Raw genomic sequence first — 23,501 nt, forward strand, 5'->3', positions numbered from 1 at the left:
CGAGTCAATTTATATGTTACTTGTATATAAATGGGCTATTTTCGATCATATGATTCCAAAATATAAAAATCACTCTCTATTTGATGGAACATCTATGATCGCGATTTGAGCTTCAAACGATTTCCCTCTCATACAAAGACCGTTTTTTCGGGAGCTGCAGCCAGCGGCCACATCATATTACAAATGCCGATCTATCCACATATTTTCGGCATTGGACCAACCCCGGGCAAACAGAAAAAATCAATTATGTGAATAGGCTATTTGTCCAGAGTGATAAATATGCAGGGATATGGAAGAAGTAACTTGTATAAGTCCATAGATTACCCACATAAAAAGTGAAGACGCAATGTTTTATACCATAGTTTGATCTATTTCCTTCACCTCAGATCATAACCCATAAACCCAACAAAACAAGGGATATTCCACTGATTAATTTCAGGTATCTCTTGTGCTCACGAACATGTTTGGATAAAGTATAACCTCCAACCAACCCAATTCCAAGGAAAGGTGTCAATACTCCAAAACTAAAAGCAAACAATAGGGCTAAATCACCAATTGTCCCTTCTGTAAATGTTTTGTTCAGCAAAACCAGAAGCATAGGTACAGTGCACGGCACTTTTACCAGAGAGAACAAAACACCCAGGAAAAATAATCCTCCAATTGTACCGGCATGTTTTCTGGCCTTGTTCTGGAAATATTTGTCGAGGGACATCGGTAGACTGAAAAATCCCATCAGGTACAGTCCGATTCCAATAACTATGATTCCTGTAACTACAGAAAACAATTCCATGTCAGGGAGTGTCTTCCTGAATACAAGCAACCCCACTCCTATGGCGAGGTAGGAAGTCATCAATCCGACACCAAAGACTATTGCTCGTTCCATGCCGCTGCGGGCAGACTCGCTGGTACCGGCTGTAAAACTCAAAAGAAATCCAAGTATTGCCATTAAACAAGGGGAGAATCCTGCAAACAAACCAAGTGAATAAGCAAACGGAAGATTCAGATCACTGTTTATGTACTGGTTTTCAGGTTTATTGTCCTTAAGATATTTCTCAATTGATAATCTCAGTTTTTCTTCAGTTATTTCTTCCTTTGGGATTTTAGTTTCATTATTTATGACAACAGCCGGAACCTCAATAAAACCATACTGATTCCACTGTTTGAATCCCTCAGTGTTTATGACATCAGTTCGCACAATTTCTACGTATTCATATTGTTTTTCGATTTGATCAATAATGGGCTCTGTTATCTCGCAGTCATGACAGCCGGTCTGGTGGAAATATTCTATCTGTATTGGTTGCGCAGCAGATATGGGGATGGACAGGAGAAGAATAGAAAAAAGAAGAAAAAAGAATCTCATCCTTTTATTCTCCTTAGTATTATGAGGATACCCAATGCTCCTACCAAAGGTGAAATACCGAGTGGTATTTGTTCAGATGCTGATTGAGAAGAGATGTCAATTGTCTCGATTGTATTTTTAAGATCCACTACTGCATTTGCTTGCTCTTTTGCAATCAAAGAATTACGTATGGAAGTGTCTGCAAGAGGTATGGAACTTGTTGAATCTTTTATTTTGGCTTCCTCTAACCTTATTTTTGCCATTTCAAAATGAAGTACCAATATAGGAGCATCAATTTCAGGATTACTAAAGAGTATGCTCAGAGATTCATTTGTATTTTCCATTTGTCTTTCAGCGCTACGTATGGCATCTTCGTGATCTACAACATTTTTATAGTTAATTCCAAAATCAGCCAGAGCTTTAGCTTCTGCTGCATTCATAGTTGCCAAATAGTATCTTTCTGCGGAATAGTGCTGCTTTGCAGTTTCCAATATCTTTTCGGAAGAGGTGAGTATATCTTTTCGGTTTCCCGAGTCACTAAATATCTTTATTTGTTCATCTGCAACCTGTATCCATTTGGAAGCGGTTTTATCTCCGTCTTCAGTTCTCTGGATGTGGTTTATTTTTGAAGACTCATTGTTCTTAAGTTTTGCAATATTTAACAAATTTTCTGCCTTATATATGGCGAAATTTGATTTAGTTAATGTTTCCAATGTACCATTGAAATTTTTATTATCATAATTCTCTTGAGAAATAGATAAATAATGTCTACTTTCTTCGAACTCATTCTCAGCAAGAGAAAGCCATTCCATTCCTGAAAAGCTTAAATTATTTTCATTTAGACCTGCTAATTGTTCAACGATTTCATTATGTTTGTTCTCAATTTCATCAAACGTGTCATCAATAACGATTTTGGTTCCATGAATAGAGGCCATGTCATTCATGTCCATTTTCATAACAATTCTACGACATTTTAATGCTAAACTATAAGTGTAAAATGGATATTCTGTATTGTATTCATAAGACTGAGTATAAAATTCATTCAATGGTAAAGTCGAGTTGTTTTGATAATAAAATGATAATTCTGATATCTCTTTTGAAGATAAGTTGTAAAATACATTTTCTTCAGAAGCTGCCGGAACTATTAGCATAGTCGTAATTACAAATAAATAAAGCAGTTTGTTAATATTCATAAAATCCCCTTTTTATTGGATAAAGTATGTTGCTATAATTACACCCGAAATACCGCAAATAAGACATAATATTGCGAATAACACTGATTGGATTGCCGTCCATTTTCTTTCTCTCGCAACTAGGTAGAGATATATACCACTCAAAAACAGAATTGGTGAAAAAATCGATTCATACATTGATAATATCTCAAATTTTAAAAAAAAGTAGTCTAAGATTATTTTAAATATATCGATCAAAATTGTGGCGAACATAAAAAGTAGAAATAACTGTGAAGGTTTGTATTGTTTGTAGCCAATCATTATCGTAATCCTCCGAAAAAGAAAAATGCTGTATTAACATACAGCCTGGCAAATTGCATCACAGTAAACGGTTATGTCCATGTAACAAATCCCGAAGCATATAGCAACGCATGCTACATATCCAACACCAGTTGGACCAAGGGCTAGACAAAGGTATGGACAGGATGCACCACATCCCATATTTCCCAAATCAGAGCATGTGTCTTCGCATTTTTCGTAACAGTCAATACTTTGCGTTGTTACCATCCCGGAAGCTGAATCATATACAGTTATTTCACCACTTTTAGATGTGGGATCTCCTGCAATATTTACAGATACTTCGTGCCCTTTATCTGAGACTAATGATACGTGGTATCCACCAACTACCATTGAAGAAGTTCCACTCCATACTTCTGTTATTTCATAATCTTTCGAGATGTCGTAAAGTTTAAACGAACCAGCAGATTCTTGGTAATTGAATATAAATCCATCTGTGTCTGGATTATTTGAGATGGTATACTCTTCAGGTAGGCTTATTTCATCTGAGACTACCTTCAATACTTTCTTTTCATCTGACTTGTCTATGGGTTCTTGTGGTGCACATGCCATAGCGGGTGCTACTGCGAACATACTCACAACTAGCATTGCCATAAACAACGCTGCCATTCTAATTCCTTTAGTTTTCATATCTTTTATCTCTCCAATTTAATTACAAAGACAAAGCTATGTTTATGTAATATAAATGACAAATTAGCTTTGCCTTTGGGCTAATGTGGAGTTATGTTTGTTTAACGCACATCCGAGCTCCACATTATATATTACGTTACACTGAGTCTACTTATACCTTTGTGCCAGATATTTTTAAATGTGTGCCTATTTTTTCGATAATAGATATTTAAATTGTAATATGTGATTAATTTAGTTATTATATGAATTTTAAGTTCATATTATTGTATGGCAAATCTAACTATAAACAAAGTACTCGATTTAGTGAAAAACCAAAATGACCATTTGAGCGTCAAAAGATTTACCGCTCATGCAAATGCTGCTTTTTCGGGAGCTATGGGCGACGGTCGCATTATATTGGAAATGCCGCTTTTCTGCATATTTGGGGCACCATGTGACTTTGGCAAACAGAAAAAATCAATTATGTGAATAGGCTATTTGTCCAGAGTGAAAAATGTGCAGGGATATGGAAGAAAAAATACGATTTTCTTACACATCTACAATTAAGTGAAAAACCTTGTAAATCTTCCTTTTTCTTTTCGGATCAACTCATTGCTTAGTTTAAACTATATTGGTCTCAACAAAATATAGTTAAAATTTTAGTTTTTTTAATTAGAATGTAGTAAACATGAATAGATTGTTATTTTTCATCATTTAGTATGGAAAAATCTTAAATCACTTTCAGTTCTGACATAATTTTGAGGTGTTAGAATAACTCATAAAAATCCATACATATCAGTTCTAAAACTAAAAGGAAGTATTGTAGATATTTCAGTAGTGGCAATAAATTGTGCCATATTGGGCATGTGGGATTACAGGGCTATTCTTGTAATTCTGACAGGAATGATGATTCACAGCGGTTGTGATATACTAAATGACATCTTTGATTTTGAAATTGACAAAATATGTAAACCCAATGGAGCTATTGCTTCCGGTCAGATGTCCATGAAAAAAGCATGGGGTTATATGATACTGCTGTTTTCAGTAGCACTTTTGATAGCCTTTAAATTAAGCCTGATCCTGTTCTTATGTCTCTTAGCAGGGATCATTATTGGTGGGATAATGTACTCGCATCCGATGTTCCGGTTCAAGGACATCCCCGGTATTGCAATGCTGGATATGGCAGTTTGTTTTGCTTTGGAATCAATCGGCCTCTGGAGTGTTTATTCACCATTGACCCCGGATAGTTTAATGGTTGCAGCCTACATATTTGTGTTGATATTTTCCCTAACGTTCATGAAGGATTTCAAGGATGTGGCCGGTGATATCAATTCGCTGCCCTTAAAAATTGGAATCCGCCGTGCAGCAATTGTCTGTAGCCTATTGGCAATACTTCCATTGATACCTCTGTTATATGCGGTCACAAAGTATCATTATCTATCTCTGGCTGCACTGATCTATGTAGTACTGATTGCAGGCTGTACTCAAATACTACTGGATGATCCGGTAGCAAAAGGGAACAAGCTCAAAGACAGGATGATCATGGCATTGACCATACCCAACTTTATGGTGTTACTGGTAAAAATGTTATCTATCTTCTGATGGCAGACCCTGTAATTTATCCAGAGTATCGGAAGTTTCTTCCTTTTCCGGTATCTGGAAAAGTTCTTTTAGCTTTGCTACTGCATTCTTGTCAATGAAGAACTCATCTACAGTTTTATATTTGTTCAGGAGCAGGCTGATCTTTATGTCGGGGTACTTACTGACAAGATAATTTTTACAATAGACTGCAGCGTCCTGATCTGATGTTGCCCTTCCGCTTATTATCGCCATTGTTTTATCGCCAAAACAATGATAGACATTTTGCAGGATGACACATCCGGAAATAGTTGGAGTTACAACAATTTCCCCGGTGGTCGATGAATATTCATCAGCCATTATCACATGCTCTTTCTCGATCTCAAGCAATTGCTCCTCATCTTCAGCTTCTGCAAGTATGATGAATTCTGTTGCCAATCCTGCACGTTTCCAGTTAGGTACTATGGTATACCTGTCGATCAACCCTTCCTTTTGCATGTTGCGTGTATGATATGCAGCAGAGTTACCGTCTTTAAAATCCAGTATCTTTGCCAGCTCTGAATTGGTTATCTTGCTATTTTTCATCAACGTCAGCAGAATAAACATGTCAGTTTCATTCAGGTTTGAAACTTCAGATAACGTTTGAGCAATTCTTTTAATTCTTGTTTGATCAGTTTCATCCAGGTTCATAACGATAAAATGAACTCGTTTATATAAAAAGTTATCTTTATTTTCTAATTAAATGTCGATTTGATGTCTGAATTCTTAATAATTAGTGTGAAATAATAGCTCTGTTGAAATACTCTATATTCGGACACTAATTTAATTTGAAAATATTATGGGATGTACTGCATGATGTTGGAATCGAATCCCACTTCCAGTCTAAAGATGTTGATTTTGATAGGTTTTCTACAGAGCCGAAAATGCTTTAATTGATACTAAAATGGCAGCACAAGAAGCTAACCGTGTCAAATCTGAGTTCTTTGCAAACATGAGCCATGAACTAAGAACTCCTCTGAATTCTGTTATTGGTTTCTCCGATCTCCTTCTTGAAGGGACTTTTGGGGAACTGAACGCTAAGCAGGAAAAATATGCTATGAACATTCAGGAAAGTGGTACTCATCTTCTTAATATCGTCAATGAAATCCTTGATATATCCAAAGTAGAATCGGGAAATATGGATCTGAGCTATGAAAATGTCTCTGTCCTTGAAGTTATTGACAATGTTATGACTATGATATCTCCTCTGGCAAAGAAGAAGAATATCACCATTTCTCAGAATGTTGATCCGAACTCAATAAAAATTGTTGCCGATAGGGGCAAGGTCATCCAGATGCTTTAAATCTTGTAGGAAATGCGGTCAAGTTCACTCTGGATAATGGTTGTATCGATATTGGAACAAAAGTTACCGGAGAATATCTCGATATATTCATTCAGGACACTGGCGTAGGTATCTCAAAAGAGGATCTGGATAAATTATTCGATCCATTTGTACAGTTGGATTCGTCAGCATCGAAAATGTATAAGGGTACAGGTCTTGGTCTCGTCAAAAAGTTTGCGGAATTGCATAGCGGTATGGTTCAGGTGGAAAGTTAGCTTGGAAAGGGCAGTACTTTCACTTTCTTAATTCCTCTGGAAAATGAAGATTCTTTACCTGATATGGACCAAGATCCCGTCATTCATAAAAGAAGATGCTGGCCTCATATCAGCATTGTGATCTGCTCAACTCCCTCTATCAAAGAATCGACCTCTTCTTTGGTATTGTACAGGGCAAATGAAGCACGTACGGTACCTTCGACACCGATCAGGTCCACTGATGGCATGGCACAATGGTAACCGCTTCGAACGCATATCTTTCTTGTCTCGTCAAGGATCATGGCGACATCATGCGGGTTCATGCCCTGCACATTGAAAGGCACAACTCCGGTCCTGTCCTTTGGTCCGTACACCTCCACTCCCACTATCTCTGCAAGGCGTGTTGCAGTATCCTGTGCCAGCTCTTTCTCATGTTTCTCTATAGCTTCAACGCCAATGTCCTTCACATATTCCACAGCTCGTCCAAGGCCTATGATACCCGGAATATTGGGGGTCCCGGCTTCGAACTTTGATGGGTATGGTTCAAGTTCATAACTTTCAGTGGTCACTGCATGAACGGTTCCGCCCCCTACATAAACAGGTTCGAGGATTTCCGGGTCCTTTATGCAAAGCACGCCAGTTCCCTGTGGTCCGAGCAATCCTTTATGACCTGGAGTAATGAAAAAGTCACACTCGATATTTTTGATATCCACTGGCATATGTCCGGCAGACTGTGAGCCGTCAACAAGAGATAATACCTCTGAACGGTGTGCTATCTGAGTTATCTTTTTTACATCCCTGACAGAACCGAAAACATTTGAAACATGGTTGACACTCACCAGTCTCGTTCTGTCCGTAATGGCCTCATCGATGTCCTTTGGATCTACATTTCCTTCCCTGTCCGATCCGACAACTGTGACTTCAACACCCTGTTCTCTTAGCCTCATCCAGGGGAGAAGATTTGAATGATGTTCAACAACAGTTGTTACCACATGGTCGCCAGTTTCCCATTTCAGTCCAAGCGATACCATATTGATGCTTTCAGTGGCATTTTTGGTGAATATGGTTCCATCTGATCCAATGTTCAGGAATTCAGCAACTATATCCCTTGCATCCTCATAATGGTCTGTGGTCTGACGGGCAAGCCTGTGAGCTCCTCTGCCATGATTTGCAGCATATTTGAAAAAATAATCGTTCATGGAATTGACGGCTTGCACAGGTGTCTGTGTAGTGGCACCGCTATCAAGGTAGATAACTTCCTCAAGAACGGGGAAATCTTTGCGTACAGAAAGAATATCATACATATTCGTTTCATACGCAAGATTGCTAAAAATAGGTTTTGCAGCTTATTTATTTAGATAGAAATCCACCGAGCATGAAATTGTAAAGTTCCCGCTCATCAGCATCCAGTCTTTCAGTGGTCTGGCCACTTACAACCGCAAAGTACCTGTCTTCTCCATTTCTGGCAGATATATCATCCATTCTAATGATATTTCTCATAATTTAATTCCTCCTGTCTCTTCAATTGTAGTTCTAGAATCTGCTCTGCTTAGCAGAGCTGAACTCTCTATAAAGAGTTCGTATTATTTATACTTTTCGATTAATATGGGATTTTTTGTGTTGTTATTGTCGTAAAGAATATAATGTTGCAAAAGAGTTCCCCTTACCATGTGTCATATTCTGATCGATCGATCATTGCAATATATAGAAGGTACGCAGCGCGTTCTCGATGAGGCGGCTACTCTTGAGAATACGCAACCTCATCTTAAAAGAATAGGTGTTACCAGGATCGCAAGCATAACCGAGCTTGATCGTATAGGAATACCTGTTTTTTCAGCTATAAGACCATCCGCAGCTGATGGTGCCATATCCATCTATTCCGGTAAAGGAGCTTCAGAGGGGCAGGCAAGGATCTCGGCCATGATGGAAAGTTTCGAACGATGTCTTGCTGAACGCGTGAGTGTAAATGCAGATATCGATGAAGAGATCGCAGCAGATGAATTTATTGAGAGTTCAGATAAAGCAACTGAAGACCATGAGTTACTGGATGTACATTCTTTACTTCTCTTTGAACCTATAACCTCTGATAAACTGGTCGAATGGACCAAAGGCTGGGATCTGTTACAGGAGAAGGAGATCTATGTCCCTTCAAATGCTGTCCATCACCCATACGATTCACCGGGAATGTCAGCCAAACTTTTCCGAAGCAATACCAATGGACTTGCTTCAGGTAACGTTATCGAGGAAGCCATTCTCCACGGTTTGCTTGAAGTGATCGAACGTGATGCTCTAAGCATCTCTGAGTTTAACAGGAATCCGGGCAAGGAACTCGTTCTTACTGAAAATGATGGTCTCAGCTATGAACTTGTAAAGAAGTTCGAAAATGCCGGAGTGCAGATAAAATTGTGGTATCTGCAACACGATACTGCTGTCACCACCATCTTAGCGGCTACCGACGATCTCGAACTGAAAGATGCTGCATTGCTTGTCATGGGTGCAGGCTCCCACCTCAAGCCGGAGATCGCTGTACGAAGGGCAATTACAGAAGCTGCACAATCAAGGGTCGTACAGATACACGGTGCACGTGAGGATACTGACAGGGAATCATTTGTAAGGCAGATCGGATATGAGCGCATGAAAAGGATGAACCGGTTCTGGTATGACGAAGGTGAGTCCATAACACTTGATCAGATAAACGATATCTCCGCATCAACTCCTGCTGAGAACATTGATGTGGTCCTCAATGAGCTACGTAAAGTGGCCGACAGTGCGATAGTGGTGGACCTGTCCCGTGAGAGTATCGGTGTTCCTGTGGTTAGGGTCATCATTCCCGGATTCGAACAATATACACTTGACCGTGAACGTGTGGGTAAACGTCTAAGACAAGGTCGCAAATCCTCAGCTTCATCTGAAAAGCCCTGGAAGAGACAGTTCGGTCGTAACAAGTGATCCTATGAGAGCAGTGGTATTTGCAGGTACAAGTATCTGTCATGAAGATGCAAAGGTCATTCTTGATGCTGTTTATCTCCCTCCGGTCGCAAGGGGTGATGTGGATAAGGTAGTGTCGCAAGGCTACGATATCATCGGTATCATCGATGGCATGTTCTTCGATAGAGCTGCTGTTGCACACAAAGAGATCCTCCATGCAATGAATAAAGGCATCATCGTAGTAGGTGGTTGCAGCATGGGGGCGCTACGTGCTTCCGAACTTGATGTGCATGGCATGATAGGCGTCGGCAAGGTCTATGAATGGTATCGTGACGGTGTCCTCGAATCTGACGACGAGGTGGCTGTCATCACAAATCCCGAAACTTTTGAACCTGTATCTGTTTCCCTTGTTAACATCAGGGAGACCTTGCAGGCAGCATGCGATGAAGGTATCATCGATGAGAGTACCCGTATCTCCCTGCTTAATATAGCAATGGAGCTACACTATCCTCTCAGAAGTTATCTTGGTATTATAAAAACAGCTGTTGATAAAGGTGTACTTCCCGAAAAAGAGCCGTTATTAAATTATTGTCTGAACAACGAAACCGATGTCAAAAGGGCTGATGCGATACTCGTTCTTGAAACGATAAAAGAGCTTATGAAAAAGTAAGCTCATGCGTGGTCTTCATGGTCAAGTCCGCAGCCATAATGTTCTATCCTGCCACAGATACCGAATGTTGGATGGCCCATCGAATTGCAGATAGAGTCAATGGCATCCTTTGACACGAATCCTTCAAAACGTGCAACCTCTTTACAGGATTCTTCCGGTGTAAGTCCATAATGGTTTAGCATAAGGCTCAAAATACGGTGTCTTCTCAGAATGAAATGTGTGTATACCTTCCCTTTCTCAGTAAGGCTGACACCTCTGTAAGGTATATGTTTTACATATCCTGTAGAATCCAGTTCAGTGATAGCCTTCGTTGTCGTCGACGGATCTACTTTCATGTGTCTGGAAATGTCCGTAGTTCGCACATTATCGCCTTTCTCAAGCAGGAATTTCAGGTACTCTATCTTTTTCGGAGATAGCTCAAGTCCTGTGATATTATCCATAGGATTGATTCATCTCTCATTTATTTAAAATTTGCGTACATGCCAAAAATACTCAATCTCATTTCGGAGTATGCGTTTCAATGAACAGTTCAATGAGCGACCCTGTAATACTTTTTTTCGAAGGAGGTGTGGGGATCTTGTCTATGGGGAACCATTTTGCATCCTCGATCTCATTGGTATCTATCTCAATATCTCCGCTTTCATAGGCCGCAGTGAAGCCTATCATCAAAGAGGAAGGAAATGGCCAGGGCTGGCTTCCGAAATATGAAAGTTCCTTTATGGACACTCCCACTTCTTCTTTGACCTCCCGGTGTACTGCGTGTTCTATGGTCTCCCCTGCTTCCACAAATCCTGCTACAAGGCCGTACATCCCTTCCTTGAAATGATGTGACCTTGCCATGAGCAATTCTTTTTCCTTTTCTATAAGGACCACAATAGCAGGACTTATCCTCGGATATGCGAGATGTGCACAACTACCGCATTGCATCCCTGTTTCTTCGGGTACATAATGCGTGGAACTTCCACAGAGGCCACAGTATTGGTGTGTGCGGTAGAAATCTGCCATCTGTACTGCTCTTGAAGTGATTCCGAGCATCTCTTCATCGATGATGCCATACAGATCATTCAGTCCAAGGAACTCCATATTCTCGAACTCCGCTTCTTCCGGTATTTCAAAACAATGGCATGGTATGTCCCCAAGCGTGCCGATATATATCACCTCTGTACTCTCAAGAACACTTCTTTCAGGAATGTGTCTAAAATACTCGTCAGTTTCGATACCGTTCTCGACCAGCACTTTCCGGCTTTGTACTGGGAAATATAGGGCTTTACCTTCTGAATTCTTCTCAATTCCGTGAAATTCAAGTTCTTCGGTAGCAAAAGAAGGATTATAGTATGGTTTCATAGTTTCACACCTGTATTTCTCATAGAAGTTCGGTCTCTGGACTATAGCCTTTCGGTAAAAGCTCCTTAAAGGCCGGCAAGATCGAAGTGGCTCCAGAGGTATAGTACGACCGTTCCAACTATTGCTATAAGGACAAAGGTATTCCTTGAATGGTAATAAAGTTCCTTTGAACCTGAAATCCTTATAAGCATTATCTTATTAAGGGTGCTGATGATCCCTGCCATCACAGCGGTCTGGGCAGCCACAGTATAGGGAACATTGCCTGTAAAGGCCAATGCTGCAACGGATGCTACAACGGCGGAACTGCTTACCAGTCCTCCAAGTGCTGTAATGTAGATACCGGTACTTCCTGCAAACTCTCCTGCAAGACTTGTGATCACCAGAAGGATGGAGAACAGGGTACCGAACTTGAAGGCAGGTTTCAGTGCGAACGGTGAACCTATCTCCAGTGGTTCTGTCATTATATCATAGCTCTTCCTCCGTATCGCGATGATGATCAGAATAACAACAAGCATCGCGAGCTGTGGGGGTATCATTGCCAGCATTGTTTTTCCGGTGGGGTCGACTATCAATGCAATAAGCGTGTTACTGATGATCATTGATATGTTTGACATTAGTATGCCGATGTAAAGGGCATGTATAAGGCTGGACTGTTTCTTCGACAATGCAGCCAGTGCAGCAGTAGTGGCTTCACTACTGATAAAACCTCCAAAAAGACCGGAATAGGACATCCCGCCTTTAGTGCCGAACCTCTTGAGCGATATATAGCTGATGAATCCTATGAACATTACCAGAACCACAATGAGTATGGCGGATTTAAGGTTCAGTACACCCATTACTGGCTCTTCCGGCATAAGTGGGTATAGAATAAAAGCAACTGCAAGGAACTGAACTCCATTGAGGATCTCATCGTCTGTAAGATGTTCGGCAAAAGAATGCAAAGGTTTCTTCTCGATAAGCAGGAAAGTGATGATAACTCCTATAATGATGGCAAAAAGATAATATCCCATTGCTACAAGCATTCCCAGAAGATATGTTAGAAAAAGGGCGATGGAACTTGTCATTCCCAGCTTGCCACTGATCATATATATTCTGTATATCAGGAAAAAACATGATGCTGCAATGAGTGCTGTGGTTATTTGAAGGATCATCATGTCTATTAGTTGGGCTACAAATGTAGCAACCATGCCACATATACATACTATTGCGAAAGTACGTACTCCTGCAAATACTTCCTGGTCCTGACGGTGGTGTTCACGTTCAATTCCTATAAGGATACCTATCATTAAAGACAGAACGACCTTTGTGAGGAAATCGTAGAGTACCGGGTCTATGCCCAGATCAAATGCCAGCACTGTTACGCCCCTCTCCATAAATGTTCATATTATCAGTTTTCCGAAAGAACAGACATCTATATTCTATGATGTGCTTTCCTGTATGGTACTAATATATATCTCATGAACCTTTATATTATTTTTTAACATTTGTTACTTGTTCCCAATACTAATTTTTATAAATTTCAAAGGGAAGGGTAAGGTTGTAAGTTGATAGTTCAGCAGGTATTCATAAAAGGAATAGCTCACAGTTCCTATTTGCTTGGTGGTGATAAATTCTGTGCAGTGATCGATCCATCCCGGGATGTCGATGTATTTCTCGATATGGCCTTTGACATGGGCTGGAAAATAACTCACATACTGGAAACACACCTTCATGCGGATTTCATCTCTGGTCATGTGGACCTGATGAAAAGAACAGGTGCGGATATTTTTGTTCCCGGTTCTGCGAATTGTGAGTTTGATGCAGTGAGTGTTTCAGAGGGCGATATTTTTGTGATCGAGGATATGTCCATTAAAGTGATGGATACTCCCGGTCACACTCCTGAACACGTTTCCTATGTCGTGACCGATCGCGCAAGAGGGGTTGATCCGGTGTGTGTTTTTTGCGGTGACACTCTTTTTGTTGGGGATGTAGGCATACCTGATCTATTCCCGGGTAAAGCTGAAGAACTGGCATCAGAACTCTATGATAGTCTTCATGAAAAACTTCTCTGCCTCCCATTTTTGTGAGGTCTACCCTGCACATGGTGCAGGTTCTCTCTGTGGCAGGGCAATGGCTGCAAAAAGAAGTTCTACCATCGGTTATGAACGCCTTTACAATCATGCTCTCAACATTGATGAAAAGGCCGAGTTCATTTCATCCTTGACCAATGAGATGCCTCCTGCACCAGATCATTTCAAGCGGTGTAGTAAAGTGAATGCTACAGGTCCCGTTCTTCTTTCGCAGCTTGGGTATGCTGAAGCATTACCTCCTCTTGAGTTCAAAAAGATGAGTGAAGACACTGAAAATATAGTTCTTGATACCAGGTGCTATGAAGCATTTGGTGGCCGACATGTTCCGGGTGCATACAGTATTGATATTACCAGTAACTTTGCAACATTTTCAGGTTGGCTTTTGCCTGAGAACAAGACCATTATGCTGGTGGTTTATTCTCCGGAACAGGTTAGCAAAGTATCCATGTGGCTTCACAGGGTAGGCCTTGATCGGATTGGATATTTCCTCGAAGGTGGAATGGCAGCATGGTCCCTGACTGGTCTCTCGACACAACATGTTTGCCAGCTTTCAGCTGAAGAGCTTCATGATCTTCTCTCCAGTGGTGAAGAACTGGTGCTGATAGATGTAAGGTCAGAAGCAGAATACCGGGAAGGTCATATACAGAACTCTGTCAATGTCCCTGTTCATGAACTGCGCAATTCCTACAAGGACCTCGGTCCCTATACAAAGACCGTTGTTATCTGTGGAAGTGGTCAGCGTTCAAGGATGGGTGCCAGTATCTTGCAGCAAAATGGATTTAGTGATGTCTACAATGTAGCTGGCGGAATGACCGGTTATAGTGCTGCAGGCTAGGACCCGAATGTACCATGTGCTCTCTTCCCTGGACCGGCTCAAGTGATACAAATAGAATAAAATAAACTAAAATGGTTCTCATTAATATCGAGTGAGTAATTTTAACGTCCTGCAAGCAAATGTTCACGATTCTAGATAATCTCTCTGCACAATCCTTTAATTGTGATGTGGTGTTTTTGCTCATTCGATTGTGATTTGCATTAGTTCTTTGAATTCCATGACGATTGAAAGGTAGATATAAATAATTTTAGCTACTCACTCGATGTTGAAATGATCCACTAAAATAGTATAAACTAATATAAAATAAAATAAAAAGCTCACAGTTGATGCTTTGTTATTCCAAGGCCACTATCCTTTTCGATATTTATGGTCTTTGGTTTGTAAAGCTTTCCTGCTTTCCATGAATCAATTGCATCCTTCACAGTTTCATCAGCACCTACGAATATCTCTATCCCTTTTTTTTCAAGAAGCTCAACTATCTTCTGTCCGACACCGGAACAGAGGACAATATCCACTCCTGCATCTTTTAGCAGTTCGGGAGGTATCCCTTTTCCACCCATATGAACGCTTGTATTTTCAATTATCTCTACTGTTTCGGTCTCTGTATCATATGTCGTATAGGTAGGAGCTTTTCCAAAATGAAGCTCAACGTAGTCTTCTAATCCCCCGGTCTCTGAAGATGGTATGGCAACTTTCATATTTTCAACTCTTCATATCAATATGGAATACCTAAATGATATACCTCACTACTGCTCTGCTCCTTCAGGGCGTCAAGACCATTCAGATGTGTATACAATAGCCCGCTTCAATATGAACAAAACTGTTTGGATACTTCTCTTTAATAGCATCAATGTTCGATGTACAGTGTCCAGCACCTATGAGTTCGAGGTCCCGCATTGCTTCAATGTCCTGGCAATCGTGCAATCCACCGATGATCCCACGAACATTTCCAATTGAACCCGCAACTTCCATTATCGCTGGCAATCCGGGATGTGCACAGCCGCTTATGACATAGATACCTTTGTCCGTATCCAGCAATAGTGCCTGCTCTTTGACAATATCTCCCAGTTCGCCGGTGGAGTATACCCCTTCTGCAATTTTGCACATCCCATTTATCTCATTGAGCTTTGTACGTTTTTGTATCTCTTTCTTGAGCTTTTCCGAAAACGATGCCAAAGTATAGACCTCTATTTTTGGGTTCGCATTCAGGACCGCAGGCAGTCCTCCGATATGGTCCCAATGCTGGTGAGATAATAGCAGAATATCGTATTCTCTTATATCCATTCCAAGAGTTGCCATGTTCTCTAATAAAAGCCCGCCATCCCAACCGGTATCGAACAATATCTTCTTATCATCGGTCTCGATCGAACAGGAAAATCCCCATCCTTTCCCCAATCCTCTTCCGGAATTGTTGTCATAGACAACAGTGATCTCCATTATTCCTTCCCCATTTCAAATACGTTCTTCGTATAATATTTTGAATAAAGAGCCCCTGCGGGGTTGTGTGCCAGCACCCTGTCCTTGACTATGAATGTTGTAACAGGTGCTTCACTGTGCTTGTTGAAAAGCATATCGTGACCAAGGCACAGACCGATTGCGATGTTCAGTTGTGTTCCTGCACGGTTCAGTATATTTGCCTGGGCAATTGGATTGCAGGATACTTCTATATTTTCTTCCTGCATTTTGTCCAGGCCATAGGTATCTTTCTCCACACCACAGACCTTACAACAAACAGACTCTACTGTCATATGTTTCTCCAGTATCTCACAGAATACTTTAGCTTCCTTTTCAAGCCCTATGCAAAAAGCAACTCCGACCTTTTCGTATCCAAGTTCCTTTGTAAAAAGGATTATCTCTTCAAGCCGTGTTTTTTGCATGTAGTATTTTGCTTCGATCCCGGAAGCAACTTTCATGATCTCCAGGTCTTCACCTTTATAATCTGCAAGAATATCCTTGGGTGCACAATTCTTTCCACGGTAACAATCCTTACTGTCACAATCAGAACATCTCATATCATCATCTCGTTTAAAGCAGTGGCTTCCTCTTCCTTATCAAGTTCTGAAACAACACGTCCCCATAATGCTTTGATCCCTTCCGAAAGAACATTCTGACTGTATTCAATAATAGTCGTTTCTTCCATCATAGCCAGATTAGTTGATGGGTAGTAAGGAAGTTTCCCTGCAACCTCTATATTCCTTTCATGACAGAACGCTTCTATCGTCCTTGAATTATTCTCATTGATGTCGTATTTGTTGATGCATACAATGGCAGGTATCTCAAAATGTTCTGTAACCTGTAAGACCCTTTCCAGATCATGCATTCCTGATAAGCTTGGTTCGGTCACTATCAATGCCAAGTGCGCTCCTGTTATCGTTGCAAGTACCGGACATCCTGTACCCGGTGGGCTGTCAGTTATTAAAAGGTCGTTCTCATTTTCAAGTGCAATTGAACGTGAACGTTCTTTAACAGCACTCACAAGTTTCCCACTTACTTCTTCTCCTATTCCTAATTCTGCATGCACCATTGTTCCATGGTTCGTTGCAGATCTAAAAACATTGCCGGATATTTTTGTCACCATCTTTATGGCATCGTTTTCACAAACATATTCACAGACCCCACACCCCTCACACTTGTGTTGATTTACGATAAGGTGTTCATCTATTGCATCAAAGTTGCAGGAATTTTGACAATTATAGCACTCGTTACATCTTTCAAGGTCTATTTTTGCTTTATCCATGCCATAGAATGCGTGTGTTTCCATTATCTTTGGTCTTAGGAGGAGGTGAAGGTTCGGTGTATCGACATCACAGTCAGCCATCACTGCATTTTTTGCCATTGCAGCAAATGAGGCTCTTCCACATCGCAATCTATAAGGTGTGAATTGGGTATTGAAAGGGCAAGGTTTACGGCAACGGTGGTTTTACCGGTGCCGCCTTTTCCACTTGCGATTGCGATTTTTATATTTCGATTTTAATGTTGGTGATCGTCTTCATCATGTCCATGACCCTGACAGACATTTTCGCTGGTCGGGCTAACAAGATTTCCTTCTTTCCAGTCATTGATAGCTGTCTCCACAGTTCCCTGTGCACCGACAAAAACATCTATTCCATATTCGCAGAACATGTTTACTGCACTTTGGCCAAGACCGCCACAAAGCATTATGTTAACACCAGCTTTTGAAAGAAGTTCCGGTGGTAATCCGACACCACCCTTATGCTCGCTTGTGTTCTCTACTATTTCGACAGAGTTATTTTCGATATCCATCACAGTATATGTCGGAACCATTCCGAAGTGCTGTCCTACGATGTCATCTAATCCGCCATTATTTGCTGAAGGTACACATACTTTCATTTTATTGCCTCTTATTACATTTTGGTCCGGAAAGTTCCGGTTTTGATCCTGAGTTTATTTTGTGTTGAGTGGAAGTGGTAGCATCTCCGATAAGGTCCAGTTGTCCTTTTCTATATTGTGAAACCGTGTCCTCAACTGTACCTTCGATGCCTGTATATACTTTTATCCCAGCTGCATCTAGCACTGAGGAGGCATTTGGTCCCATATTTCCTGTAAGAAGGACATCAACGTTAAGGGCGGTCAATGCTTGTGCAGCCTTTATGCCTGCTCCTCCTTCTGCTAAAGGTCCCGGGTTCTCAAGAGCTTCAAAGGACATGGAGTCATGATCAACAATGACAAAGTAAGGGCATCTGCCAAAACGAGGGTCACACTGGCTGAAAAGGTCAGTTCCTCTGGACGTTATGCATATTTTCATTATTTCTCACCACTTTGATCTTAATGTATTATGCACATAAGTGAGAAATTACTTATACTTATTGGGAAAAGATTATATATTTACTCTCAGTATGATGAAAACACCCTTGTTTTATCAAGCAGCAAATATTACTTATACATATGAAGTCTGATTACTTCTCATGTTATCCCTCTCTGAAGCTATCATTCTTGGCATTGTACAGGGTCTGGCAGAGTGGCTCCCAATAAGCAGTGAAGGTATGACCTCGCTTGTGATGGTCACTTTCTTTGGTCGTTCCCTTTCTGAAGCTATTCCTATTTCCATTTGGCTTCATCTGGGAACATTGCTTGCTGCTATTGTTTATTTCAGGGAGGATGTGAAAGTGCTTCTTTATGGGGTCCCTGATTATGTTCGTAGCTTCTCTAGAAAACAACCTCATGATCCGGTGATAAGTTTTCTCCTTATCTCGACGGCACTTACAGGGATCGTGGGTCTTCCTCTATTATTGTTCGTCACTGATAATGTTGAGATCTCGGGTGGTTCTGCAACAGCTGTGATCGGTATAATGTTAATAGTTACAGGTATTCTACAAAGGACGGTTTCCAGAGATGAATCTCTTTCCAGAGTTCCCGGAATGTCAGATTCATTGGTCTCGGGAGTTGCACAGGGATTTGCAGCAATACCTGGGATCAGCCGGTCGGGTATCACGATGTCCGCACTATTGTTGCGTAAATTCGATGCTGCAGATGCTATAAGGTTGAGCTTTCTCATGAGCATCCCTGCGGTGTTGGTAGCAGAGATAGGAGTCGGACTGATGGGGATGGTCGAATTGGACATCAATTCGATTGTGGGTTTGTTCTTTGCTTTTGCTTTTGGTCTGGTCACCATCGACCTGTTCCTGAAAGTTGCGAAGAAAGTAGATTTCTCTTATTTTTGCATCGGGCTTGGTGTTCTGAGTGTTCTGACCATGTTCCTTTAATACTGGCCTTCCAAAAGCAAAGCTCAGTGTAGAACAATTTTTGAGAATATAAAAAAAGAAAGTAAAGAAAAAAGAATTGGACTTAGTAAGTCCATTTCTCTTCTTTTTAAGATTTGATCTGATTAGTATTTGTAGCTCTTTGCGACTTCAACCATTGCACGAAGGTGTGCGGATGGGGTCTGGCTTACAATACCGCATCCTGGTGCGAGAAGTCCCTTGCCGTCGAGTTCCTTGAGTACTCTCTCGGACTCTGCTGTGACTGTCTCAACAGATGTGTTCCAGAGGCAGTTGACTGGGTCAAGGTTACCGACGATGAGTGCTTTCTCTACCTTTGATACAGCGGTTGCTGCATTTACGTTCTGGTCAACACTGATCGCATCTACACCTGCGCTCTCCATGATTGCAAGACCGTCTGTTGTGTCACCACAGACGTGGAGAACTACAGGAACATTGCGTGCGTGCATTGCTTCAACGAGCTTTGCGTGGAATGGTACTACGAATTTCTTGTAGAATTCTCCGCCAATGAGCGAGTAGCTTGCTGTTGGGTCGATGATGGACAATGTGTCTGCACCGTTGTCGATCTGTGCATTTGCGTATGCGATTCCGAATTCGGTTGTGAACTCCATGATTGCAAGACCATACTCTTCCTTTGTCATTATGTCCATGAACCAGGAGTCGCCGGTGAGGTGCTGTGCAAGGGAGAAAGGACCGATCATACTGCCGATGATTGGAAGCTCTGCTCCATACTCATCTGCTACGATCTTGATGGACTCGAGGATCGTTGAGATTCTCTTTGATGAGTCGTTGATGTCATAGCCTTCGAATGGCTTGAGGTCATCAAGGCTGTTTACAACGTGGTTGATAACGGATGGTTGCTGTACTTTTGTACCGTCCTTGATGCCACAGCCGAAGAACTCAGCTTCTGCGGTGATGTCGAAAGGAACACGGATAGCTTCGAATCCTATTTCGGTGTGTCCTGCTGCTGCAAGGCCTGCAAGCATCTTCGCATCGTAGTTTGCTTCTGGCCAGAAGATGCCACATGCTTCCATCTGCTCAACGGTACCGGTCTGTGTAACACAGATAGCTGGCATTCTGTCAACTTTCTCGGTCTGATTAAGTACAGCTGCTAATCTTGTCTTTGGTGTGTATTCAGTCATTTAAATATTCTCCTATAGATCAATCCTTTATAATCACTAAAAAGGTACTTAGGCTATGTACTTAGCATATATATACCTTTTTATTTGGGAAAAACGCTTGCAATAGTCGCATTAGACAAGTTTTTTGGTTTTGTCATGTCAACGCTTCTTTGAGTTTTTTGCAAGCTTTCTCCCTGGTTTGTGAACGTGAAATATTCTTCTCTTTTTCAGAACACTGAATAGAGCATTGCTGCGGCACCTATGACCAGTGGTTCCATTACCAGGTCGATATCACCGTTCTCAGCGAGTTCGGCTGGAAGCGCGCAGGGTATTCCCGGAGTCGATATGAGGCATCTGTCTGTGATCATTCCTTCTGATATCGTATTAGCGTTAGGGGTTGCCTCGAAGACCATGGAGAACTTCTTATGGTCTGCACTATCGTATGCGTTGACTCCAAGCTCTTCAATTGCCTTTTCCATGAATTCGGTGTTCGGGTCATAAGCGTACACATTGAACCCTTTCTTCACCAGATGTTCGGCACCGGCATAACCTACACGACCAAGGCCTATTACCATCACATCCTTTGATCCTGCATGTATAAACCTTGATGCTATCTCGGAATAGATCACACCTGTGCATATATGGTTGGCCGCTATCTTTCCATTCTTCAGGTTGTGGGCTATGAACATGTGGTCATCTGCCATTAGAAGTATGTCCGCCCCATCGGAAACTGCCTGATGATATCCGGTTATGTCGGGATGGTCTGTAATATAACCTTCAAGTCCGAAATATTCGGTTATTGCGAGCAGCGATGAAGAAAAATTGCCAATTATTCCATTGCCTGCGGTTATGGGCACGATTGCAACCTTTTGGGAGGCTGGTCGTGTGCCATAGACCTCTTCACATATTTCCGTGATGCCCTTTCCGGTAGATGCCTTGATTGTTTCATTGCTCTGTCTAAGTTTGTTCAAAAGATCTTCCAGATCCTCAGGTGTTAATAATGCCATAATGCTCACCACTCCCCATTAAAATGATCTTCGATCCGCATTATGCCTTTGCTGCGAACCTCTTCTGTACTCTCAATGTCCTTGCCCCTTGAGATGAGTGTGAACACATCGTTCTCTCCACTTGAATGGAATATCTCAAGGTTCTCTTCCTCATGGAATAATTCGTATCGCTCACCCATGGAAAGTATGTGCTCTCCCACAGGTATCAATCCTGAACTATCCCATTTCAGATGTTCGAATATACAATAACTTTTCTCAGGCGCCCTTTCTATCTCGGTCACGCCTTCGGTGAACGCCTGCATAAGTAATGCGACAAGGTTCATCCCACTTGAATGGTATACAACAATAGGTGTCTGGCTTGGGAAACGTGCATCTATCTCAAGGATCTTCAATCCTTTTTCAGAAACAATGGCTTCCACATCCATGATACCTTTAAGGTTGAGTCCTTGAGCAAGTCTGTATGATATTTCCCTGAACTTCGGATCATGCTCTACCGGGGTTATCATGTGACAGTCATATGTATCATCGATATGCACTTTTGTTTCCTTCACGACTGCAAAATGTTTGCCATCCCCGATTACTTCAAGTGAGATCACATTGCCTTCAAGGTACTCCTCAACAAGCATATTCGGTCCGACATCGGCAAGTTCGCTATCATCATAGATTATGTGTGTGCCAATGCTACTGCTCTCACAGGGTGGTTTTACAAAATAAGGTGGTTGCGAAGGTCTGTCGCCAGGGGTAGGTATGTCGATGGAAGTAAAATATTCCTTTGAGCGTTTCTTATCCATGCTGATATGGTACGCATCAAAATCAAAAAGAACAGGGCAATCAAGCTTGTTGCTGATGTCCCTTATAAAGTTCAGTGTATCAAGGTTCTCATTTACCGGGATAATGGCATCGACATTCTTTGATATTTCGATGAACCTTTCCGGTTCTTCAGTTATGTCAAAGCAGAACAGCTCATCAACAACATTGCGAATAAGGGGTTTCCTGTTCTTGTCTATCAGAACAACTCCCATTCCCGCTTTCTTCGCAAGATAGGTCACTTCGAATCCCTGAAGTTTCCCTCCTATAAGACATACTGTCGTCATCCTATTGCCCCAACAACTTCTCGAAATCGCTTTGTTTAGCAGGTTCCATTCCCATTGTCTTCAGTCGGTAGATAACGCTCTTAACATCCCTGTCCCTCTCAGCATGTTCTCTGTCATAGTTCACAACACCTTCAAGTGCTGAATTGGATGAGATTATGGAGGTGACCACATTGGCACCGGAGTTTAGCCTGTGCACCATTCCGTCAATACCTTCAAGGTCAAGTGATGCCGGAATGAGTAGGTTTGGATACATCAATCGAAGTATTGAGATCATCCTGAGTTCCGCTTCACTTCCCTCAACATCTTTTCCTTCCAGAGGTGTGCCTTTTTGAGGCAAAAATGTCATGACCCTTACCATATCGGGATTGGATGTTCCAAGTCCTCTCAGTGAGATAAGTGTGGATTCTATATCCGGTTCCACTGCTGTTAGGATCCCATCTTCAACAAGATAACCTATCCTTTTTGCATGGTTCCTGGAGTTGATCCTTTCCTCAAAGGATTGTTCAACCCTCAGCTTTCCAAAAAGCTCCTTGTCATAGGTCTCCTGGTATAGTGCAAGGAAGTTTGCCCCGTTCTCCTTCAACAGCATAAGGGTCTCATTATCAACAACTCCCGGGGATATCATTATTGGTTTTCCCACTTCTTCCTTCACTGTTCTGACAAGTTCTGCCAGACGTTCAGGATTGTTATGGAAATAGGGGTCCTCTCCCATGGTGAGGTCTACCATGTGTATCTCTTCTGTCTTGAGGACCTGGCATATCTTCTTTATGTCCTCAAGTGTCAGGCGATACCTCTCGATGTCATTCTCACGGTTGTAATAACAGAAAGCGCAATTGTTCTTGCAGTGTGTGGAAAAGTACACGAAACTGTACATGAACACTTTGTTCCCAAAGAAATTATCCCGTATGTGGCGTGCCACATAATGCAGTTTTTCCATATCATCAGGATCGCTTATCTGAAGCATTGCCCTGATGTTCTCATCGGAAACCTCTGATCCGGTAATTATCTGCTCAGCATAGTCTTCCAGATCATTTTGGTCCATTTTCTCAAACAAGATGTTCACC

28 protein-coding genes are annotated in these 23,501 nt (G+C 41.6%); 8 read left to right on the plus strand and 20 right to left on the minus strand.

Features of this window, described 5'->3' with window-relative positions; all coding sequences use genetic code 11:
• Positions 1-382: 382 nt before the first annotated feature.
• The 3 genes from MBUR_RS10655 to MBUR_RS10670 form a co-directional block, all read right to left on the minus strand.
• Positions 383-1,360 (minus strand): cytochrome c biogenesis protein CcdA, encoded by a 978-nt coding sequence (locus MBUR_RS10655; protein WP_011500078.1) that lies wholly within the window; start codon positions 1,358-1,360, stop codon positions 383-385.
• A complete protein-coding gene (locus tag MBUR_RS10660; RefSeq protein WP_011500079.1) occupies positions 1,357-2,532 on the minus strand; it encodes a hypothetical protein in 1,176 nt (391 codons plus the stop codon). The genes MBUR_RS10655 and MBUR_RS10660 overlap by 4 nt, the downstream gene beginning before the upstream one ends.
• A gap of 333 nt (positions 2,533-2,865) precedes the next feature.
• Positions 2,866-3,498, minus strand: a complete 633-nt coding sequence (locus MBUR_RS10670; RefSeq protein ID WP_011500080.1) for a hypothetical protein — start codon at positions 3,496-3,498, stop codon at positions 2,866-2,868.
• Positions 3,499-4,314: 816 nt separating this feature from the next.
• On the opposite strand from MBUR_RS10670, the gene MBUR_RS10680 reads away from it, so the two are divergent.
• Complete coding sequence (locus tag MBUR_RS10680; protein WP_198003742.1) at positions 4,315-5,079, plus strand: UbiA family prenyltransferase; 765 nt, start codon at positions 4,315-4,317, stop codon at positions 5,077-5,079.
• Here the strand turns inward: MBUR_RS10680 and MBUR_RS10685 are convergent.
• Positions 5,065-5,745 (minus strand): winged helix-turn-helix transcriptional regulator, encoded by a 681-nt coding sequence (locus MBUR_RS10685; protein ID WP_011500082.1) that lies wholly within the window; start codon positions 5,743-5,745, stop codon positions 5,065-5,067. The genes MBUR_RS10680 and MBUR_RS10685 overlap by 15 nt on opposite strands.
• A gap of 253 nt (positions 5,746-5,998) precedes the next feature.
• Between MBUR_RS10685 and MBUR_RS10690 the strand changes: the two genes are divergently transcribed.
• The gene (locus tag MBUR_RS10690) at positions 5,999-6,397 is read left to right on the plus strand and encodes a sensor histidine kinase (RefSeq protein WP_048063386.1); all 399 of its coding nucleotides are present in this window, start codon (positions 5,999-6,001) and stop codon (positions 6,395-6,397) included.
• Positions 6,398-6,447: 50 nt separating this feature from the next.
• Positions 6,448-6,651, plus strand: coding sequence for an ATP-binding protein (locus tag MBUR_RS14745; RefSeq protein WP_394295781.1), 204 nt, complete (start codon positions 6,448-6,450; stop codon positions 6,649-6,651).
• A 104-nt stretch (positions 6,652-6,755) separates the two neighbouring features.
• Here the strand turns inward: MBUR_RS14745 and MBUR_RS10695 are convergent, their stop codons facing one another.
• On the minus strand, positions 6,756-7,934 hold the full coding sequence (locus MBUR_RS10695; RefSeq protein ID WP_011500083.1) for a cysteine desulfurase: 1,179 nt from the start codon (positions 7,932-7,934) through the stop codon (positions 6,756-6,758).
• A 46-nt stretch (positions 7,935-7,980) separates the two neighbouring features.
• Positions 7,981-8,130, minus strand: coding sequence for a hypothetical protein (locus MBUR_RS13940; RefSeq protein WP_157196719.1), 150 nt, complete (start codon positions 8,128-8,130; stop codon positions 7,981-7,983).
• Positions 8,131-8,298: 168 nt separating this feature from the next.
• On the opposite strand from MBUR_RS13940, the gene MBUR_RS10700 reads away from it, so the two are divergent.
• Together MBUR_RS10700 and MBUR_RS10705 are read left to right on the plus strand one after the other, a co-directional pair.
• On the plus strand, positions 8,299-9,579 hold the full coding sequence (locus tag MBUR_RS10700) for a YcaO-related McrA-glycine thioamidation protein (RefSeq protein ID WP_011500084.1): 1,281 nt from the start codon (positions 8,299-8,301) through the stop codon (positions 9,577-9,579).
• 4 nt (positions 9,580-9,583) lie between these two features.
• A complete protein-coding gene (locus MBUR_RS10705) occupies positions 9,584-10,228 on the plus strand; it encodes a TfuA-related McrA-glycine thioamidation protein (protein WP_011500085.1) in 645 nt (214 codons plus the stop codon).
• Positions 10,229-10,230: 2 nt separating this feature from the next.
• On the opposite strand, the gene MBUR_RS10710 is transcribed toward MBUR_RS10705, so the two are convergent.
• The 3 genes from MBUR_RS10710 to MBUR_RS10720 form a co-directional block, all read right to left on the minus strand.
• On the minus strand, positions 10,231-10,668 hold the full coding sequence (locus tag MBUR_RS10710) for a metal-dependent transcriptional regulator (protein ID WP_011500086.1): 438 nt from the start codon (positions 10,666-10,668) through the stop codon (positions 10,231-10,233).
• 58 nt (positions 10,669-10,726) lie between these two features.
• Positions 10,727-11,572: an NAD(+) diphosphatase gene (gene nudC, locus MBUR_RS10715; RefSeq protein ID WP_011500087.1), complete on the minus strand. Its 846-nt coding sequence runs from the start codon at positions 11,570-11,572 to the stop codon at positions 10,727-10,729.
• Between the two features lie 65 nt (positions 11,573-11,637).
• Positions 11,638-12,945: an MgtC/SapB family protein gene (locus tag MBUR_RS10720; protein WP_011500088.1), complete on the minus strand. Its 1,308-nt coding sequence runs from the start codon at positions 12,943-12,945 to the stop codon at positions 11,638-11,640.
• Between the two features lie 171 nt (positions 12,946-13,116).
• Here MBUR_RS10720 and MBUR_RS14455 point away from each other — a divergent pair, with 171 nt between their 5' ends.
• Complete coding sequence (locus MBUR_RS14455) at positions 13,117-13,638, plus strand: MBL fold metallo-hydrolase (protein ID WP_232221902.1); 522 nt, start codon at positions 13,117-13,119, stop codon at positions 13,636-13,638.
• A complete protein-coding gene (locus MBUR_RS14460; protein ID WP_232221903.1) occupies positions 13,607-14,476 on the plus strand; it encodes a rhodanese-like domain-containing protein in 870 nt (289 codons plus the stop codon). Before MBUR_RS14455 ends, MBUR_RS14460 begins: the two co-directional genes overlap by 32 nt.
• Positions 14,477-14,793: 317 nt before the next feature.
• Here MBUR_RS14460 and MBUR_RS10730 read toward each other — a convergent pair whose 3' ends face one another.
• The 7 genes from MBUR_RS10730 to MBUR_RS10755 form a co-directional block, all read right to left on the minus strand.
• Positions 14,794-15,174: a NifB/NifX family molybdenum-iron cluster-binding protein gene (locus MBUR_RS10730; protein WP_011500089.1), complete on the minus strand. Its 381-nt coding sequence runs from the start codon at positions 15,172-15,174 to the stop codon at positions 14,794-14,796.
• An 82-nt stretch (positions 15,175-15,256) separates the two neighbouring features.
• Positions 15,257-15,913 carry an MBL fold metallo-hydrolase gene (locus MBUR_RS10735; RefSeq protein ID WP_011500090.1) on the minus strand — a complete coding sequence of 219 codons (657 nt, stop codon included), beginning with the start codon at positions 15,911-15,913 and terminating at the stop codon, positions 15,257-15,259.
• On the minus strand, positions 15,913-16,488 hold the full coding sequence (locus MBUR_RS10740; protein ID WP_011500091.1) for a DUF1847 domain-containing protein: 576 nt from the start codon (positions 16,486-16,488) through the stop codon (positions 15,913-15,915). The genes MBUR_RS10735 and MBUR_RS10740 overlap by 1 nt, the downstream gene beginning before the upstream one ends.
• On the minus strand, positions 16,485-17,312 hold the full coding sequence (locus MBUR_RS10745) for an ATP-binding protein (protein WP_011500092.1): 828 nt from the start codon (positions 17,310-17,312) through the stop codon (positions 16,485-16,487). The genes MBUR_RS10740 and MBUR_RS10745 overlap by 4 nt, the downstream gene beginning before the upstream one ends.
• Positions 17,294-17,437, minus strand: coding sequence for a P-loop NTPase (locus tag MBUR_RS14465; RefSeq protein ID WP_083755001.1), 144 nt, complete (start codon positions 17,435-17,437; stop codon positions 17,294-17,296). Before MBUR_RS14465 ends, MBUR_RS10745 begins: the two co-directional genes overlap by 19 nt.
• Positions 17,438-17,446: 9 nt before the next feature.
• Positions 17,447-17,827, minus strand: coding sequence for a NifB/NifX family molybdenum-iron cluster-binding protein (locus MBUR_RS10750; protein ID WP_011500093.1), 381 nt, complete (start codon positions 17,825-17,827; stop codon positions 17,447-17,449).
• 1 nt (position 17,828) lies between these two features.
• Positions 17,829-18,242 (minus strand): NifB/NifX family molybdenum-iron cluster-binding protein, encoded by a 414-nt coding sequence (locus MBUR_RS10755; protein ID WP_011500094.1) that lies wholly within the window; start codon positions 18,240-18,242, stop codon positions 17,829-17,831.
• Between the two features lie 160 nt (positions 18,243-18,402).
• On the opposite strand from MBUR_RS10755, the gene MBUR_RS10760 reads away from it, so the two are divergent.
• Positions 18,403-19,200, plus strand: a complete 798-nt coding sequence (locus tag MBUR_RS10760; RefSeq protein ID WP_011500095.1) for an undecaprenyl-diphosphate phosphatase — start codon at positions 18,403-18,405, stop codon at positions 19,198-19,200.
• Positions 19,201-19,322: 122 nt separating this feature from the next.
• On the opposite strand, the gene mtbA is transcribed toward MBUR_RS10760, so the two are convergent.
• From mtbA to pylB, 4 genes are all read right to left on the minus strand, one after another.
• Positions 19,323-20,357 (minus strand): methylcobamide:CoM methyltransferase MtbA, encoded by a 1,035-nt coding sequence (gene mtbA, locus MBUR_RS10765; RefSeq protein ID WP_011500096.1) that lies wholly within the window; start codon positions 20,355-20,357, stop codon positions 19,323-19,325.
• A gap of 206 nt (positions 20,358-20,563) precedes the next feature.
• Positions 20,564-21,343, minus strand: a complete 780-nt coding sequence (gene pylD / locus MBUR_RS10770; RefSeq protein ID WP_011500097.1) for a 3-methylornithyl-N6-L-lysine dehydrogenase PylD — start codon at positions 21,341-21,343, stop codon at positions 20,564-20,566.
• Between the two features lie 5 nt (positions 21,344-21,348).
• Positions 21,349-22,437 carry a 3-methylornithine--L-lysine ligase PylC gene (gene pylC / locus MBUR_RS10775; RefSeq protein ID WP_011500098.1) on the minus strand — a complete coding sequence of 363 codons (1,089 nt, stop codon included), beginning with the start codon at positions 22,435-22,437 and terminating at the stop codon, positions 21,349-21,351.
• 1 nt (position 22,438) lies between these two features.
• Positions 22,439-23,491 carry a methylornithine synthase PylB gene (pylB, locus tag MBUR_RS10780; RefSeq protein WP_011500099.1) on the minus strand — a complete coding sequence of 351 codons (1,053 nt, stop codon included), beginning with the start codon at positions 23,489-23,491 and terminating at the stop codon, positions 22,439-22,441.
• Between the last annotated feature and the right edge of the window lie 10 nt (positions 23,492-23,501).

The sequence above is a fragment of the Methanococcoides burtonii DSM 6242 genome, from assembly GCF_000013725.1.
Classification (GTDB): Archaea; Halobacteriota; Methanosarcinia; order Methanosarcinales; family Methanosarcinaceae; genus Methanococcoides; species Methanococcoides burtonii.

What these genes read in the sequence shown, in the direction of transcription:
- MBUR_RS10655 (WP_011500078.1), bottom strand. Translation starts at nt 1,360, where the DNA reads ATGAGATTCTTTTTTCTTCTTTTTTCTATTCTTCTCCTGTCCATCCCC.
- MBUR_RS10660 (WP_011500079.1), bottom strand. Translation starts at nt 2,532, where the DNA reads ATGAATATTAACAAACTGCTTTATTTATTTGTAATTACGACTATGCTA.
- MBUR_RS10670 (WP_011500080.1), bottom strand. Translation starts at nt 3,498, where the DNA reads ATGAAAACTAAAGGAATTAGAATGGCAGCGTTGTTTATGGCAATGCTA.
- MBUR_RS10685 (WP_011500082.1), bottom strand. Translation starts at nt 5,745, where the DNA reads ATGAACCTGGATGAAACTGATCAAACAAGAATTAAAAGAATTGCTCAA.
- MBUR_RS10690 (WP_048063386.1), top strand. Translation starts at nt 5,999, where the DNA reads ATGGCAGCACAAGAAGCTAACCGTGTCAAATCTGAGTTCTTTGCAAAC.
- MBUR_RS10695 (WP_011500083.1), bottom strand. Translation starts at nt 7,934, where the DNA reads ATGTATGATATTCTTTCTGTACGCAAAGATTTCCCCGTTCTTGAGGAA.
- MBUR_RS13940 (WP_157196719.1), bottom strand. Translation starts at nt 8,130, where the DNA reads ATGAGAAATATCATTAGAATGGATGATATATCTGCCAGAAATGGAGAA.
- MBUR_RS10700 (WP_011500084.1), top strand. Translation starts at nt 8,299, where the DNA reads ATGTGTCATATTCTGATCGATCGATCATTGCAATATATAGAAGGTACG.
- MBUR_RS10705 (WP_011500085.1), top strand. Translation starts at nt 9,584, where the DNA reads ATGAGAGCAGTGGTATTTGCAGGTACAAGTATCTGTCATGAAGATGCA.
- MBUR_RS10710 (WP_011500086.1), bottom strand. Translation starts at nt 10,668, where the DNA reads ATGGATAATATCACAGGACTTGAGCTATCTCCGAAAAAGATAGAGTAC.
- nudC (WP_011500087.1), bottom strand. Translation starts at nt 11,572, where the DNA reads ATGAAACCATACTATAATCCTTCTTTTGCTACCGAAGAACTTGAATTT.
- MBUR_RS10720 (WP_011500088.1), bottom strand. Translation starts at nt 12,945, where the DNA reads ATGGAGAGGGGCGTAACAGTGCTGGCATTTGATCTGGGCATAGACCCG.
- MBUR_RS14460 (WP_232221903.1), top strand. Translation starts at nt 13,607, where the DNA reads ATGAAAAACTTCTCTGCCTCCCATTTTTGTGAGGTCTACCCTGCACAT.
- MBUR_RS10730 (WP_011500089.1), bottom strand. Translation starts at nt 15,174, where the DNA reads ATGAAAGTTGCCATACCATCTTCAGAGACCGGGGGATTAGAAGACTAC.
- MBUR_RS10735 (WP_011500090.1), bottom strand. Translation starts at nt 15,913, where the DNA reads ATGGAGATCACTGTTGTCTATGACAACAATTCCGGAAGAGGATTGGGG.
- MBUR_RS10740 (WP_011500091.1), bottom strand. Translation starts at nt 16,488, where the DNA reads ATGAGATGTTCTGATTGTGACAGTAAGGATTGTTACCGTGGAAAGAAT.
- MBUR_RS10745 (WP_011500092.1), bottom strand. Translation starts at nt 17,312, where the DNA reads ATGGCAAAAAATGCAGTGATGGCTGACTGTGATGTCGATACACCGAAC.
- MBUR_RS10750 (WP_011500093.1), bottom strand. Translation starts at nt 17,827, where the DNA reads ATGAAAGTATGTGTACCTTCAGCAAATAATGGCGGATTAGATGACATC.
- MBUR_RS10755 (WP_011500094.1), bottom strand. Translation starts at nt 18,242, where the DNA reads ATGAAAATATGCATAACGTCCAGAGGAACTGACCTTTTCAGCCAGTGT.
- MBUR_RS10760 (WP_011500095.1), top strand. Translation starts at nt 18,403, where the DNA reads ATGTTATCCCTCTCTGAAGCTATCATTCTTGGCATTGTACAGGGTCTG.
- mtbA (WP_011500096.1), bottom strand. Translation starts at nt 20,357, where the DNA reads ATGACTGAATACACACCAAAGACAAGATTAGCAGCTGTACTTAATCAG.
- pylD (WP_011500097.1), bottom strand. Translation starts at nt 21,343, where the DNA reads ATGGCATTATTAACACCTGAGGATCTGGAAGATCTTTTGAACAAACTT.
- pylC (WP_011500098.1), bottom strand. Translation starts at nt 22,437, where the DNA reads ATGACGACAGTATGTCTTATAGGAGGGAAACTTCAGGGATTCGAAGTG.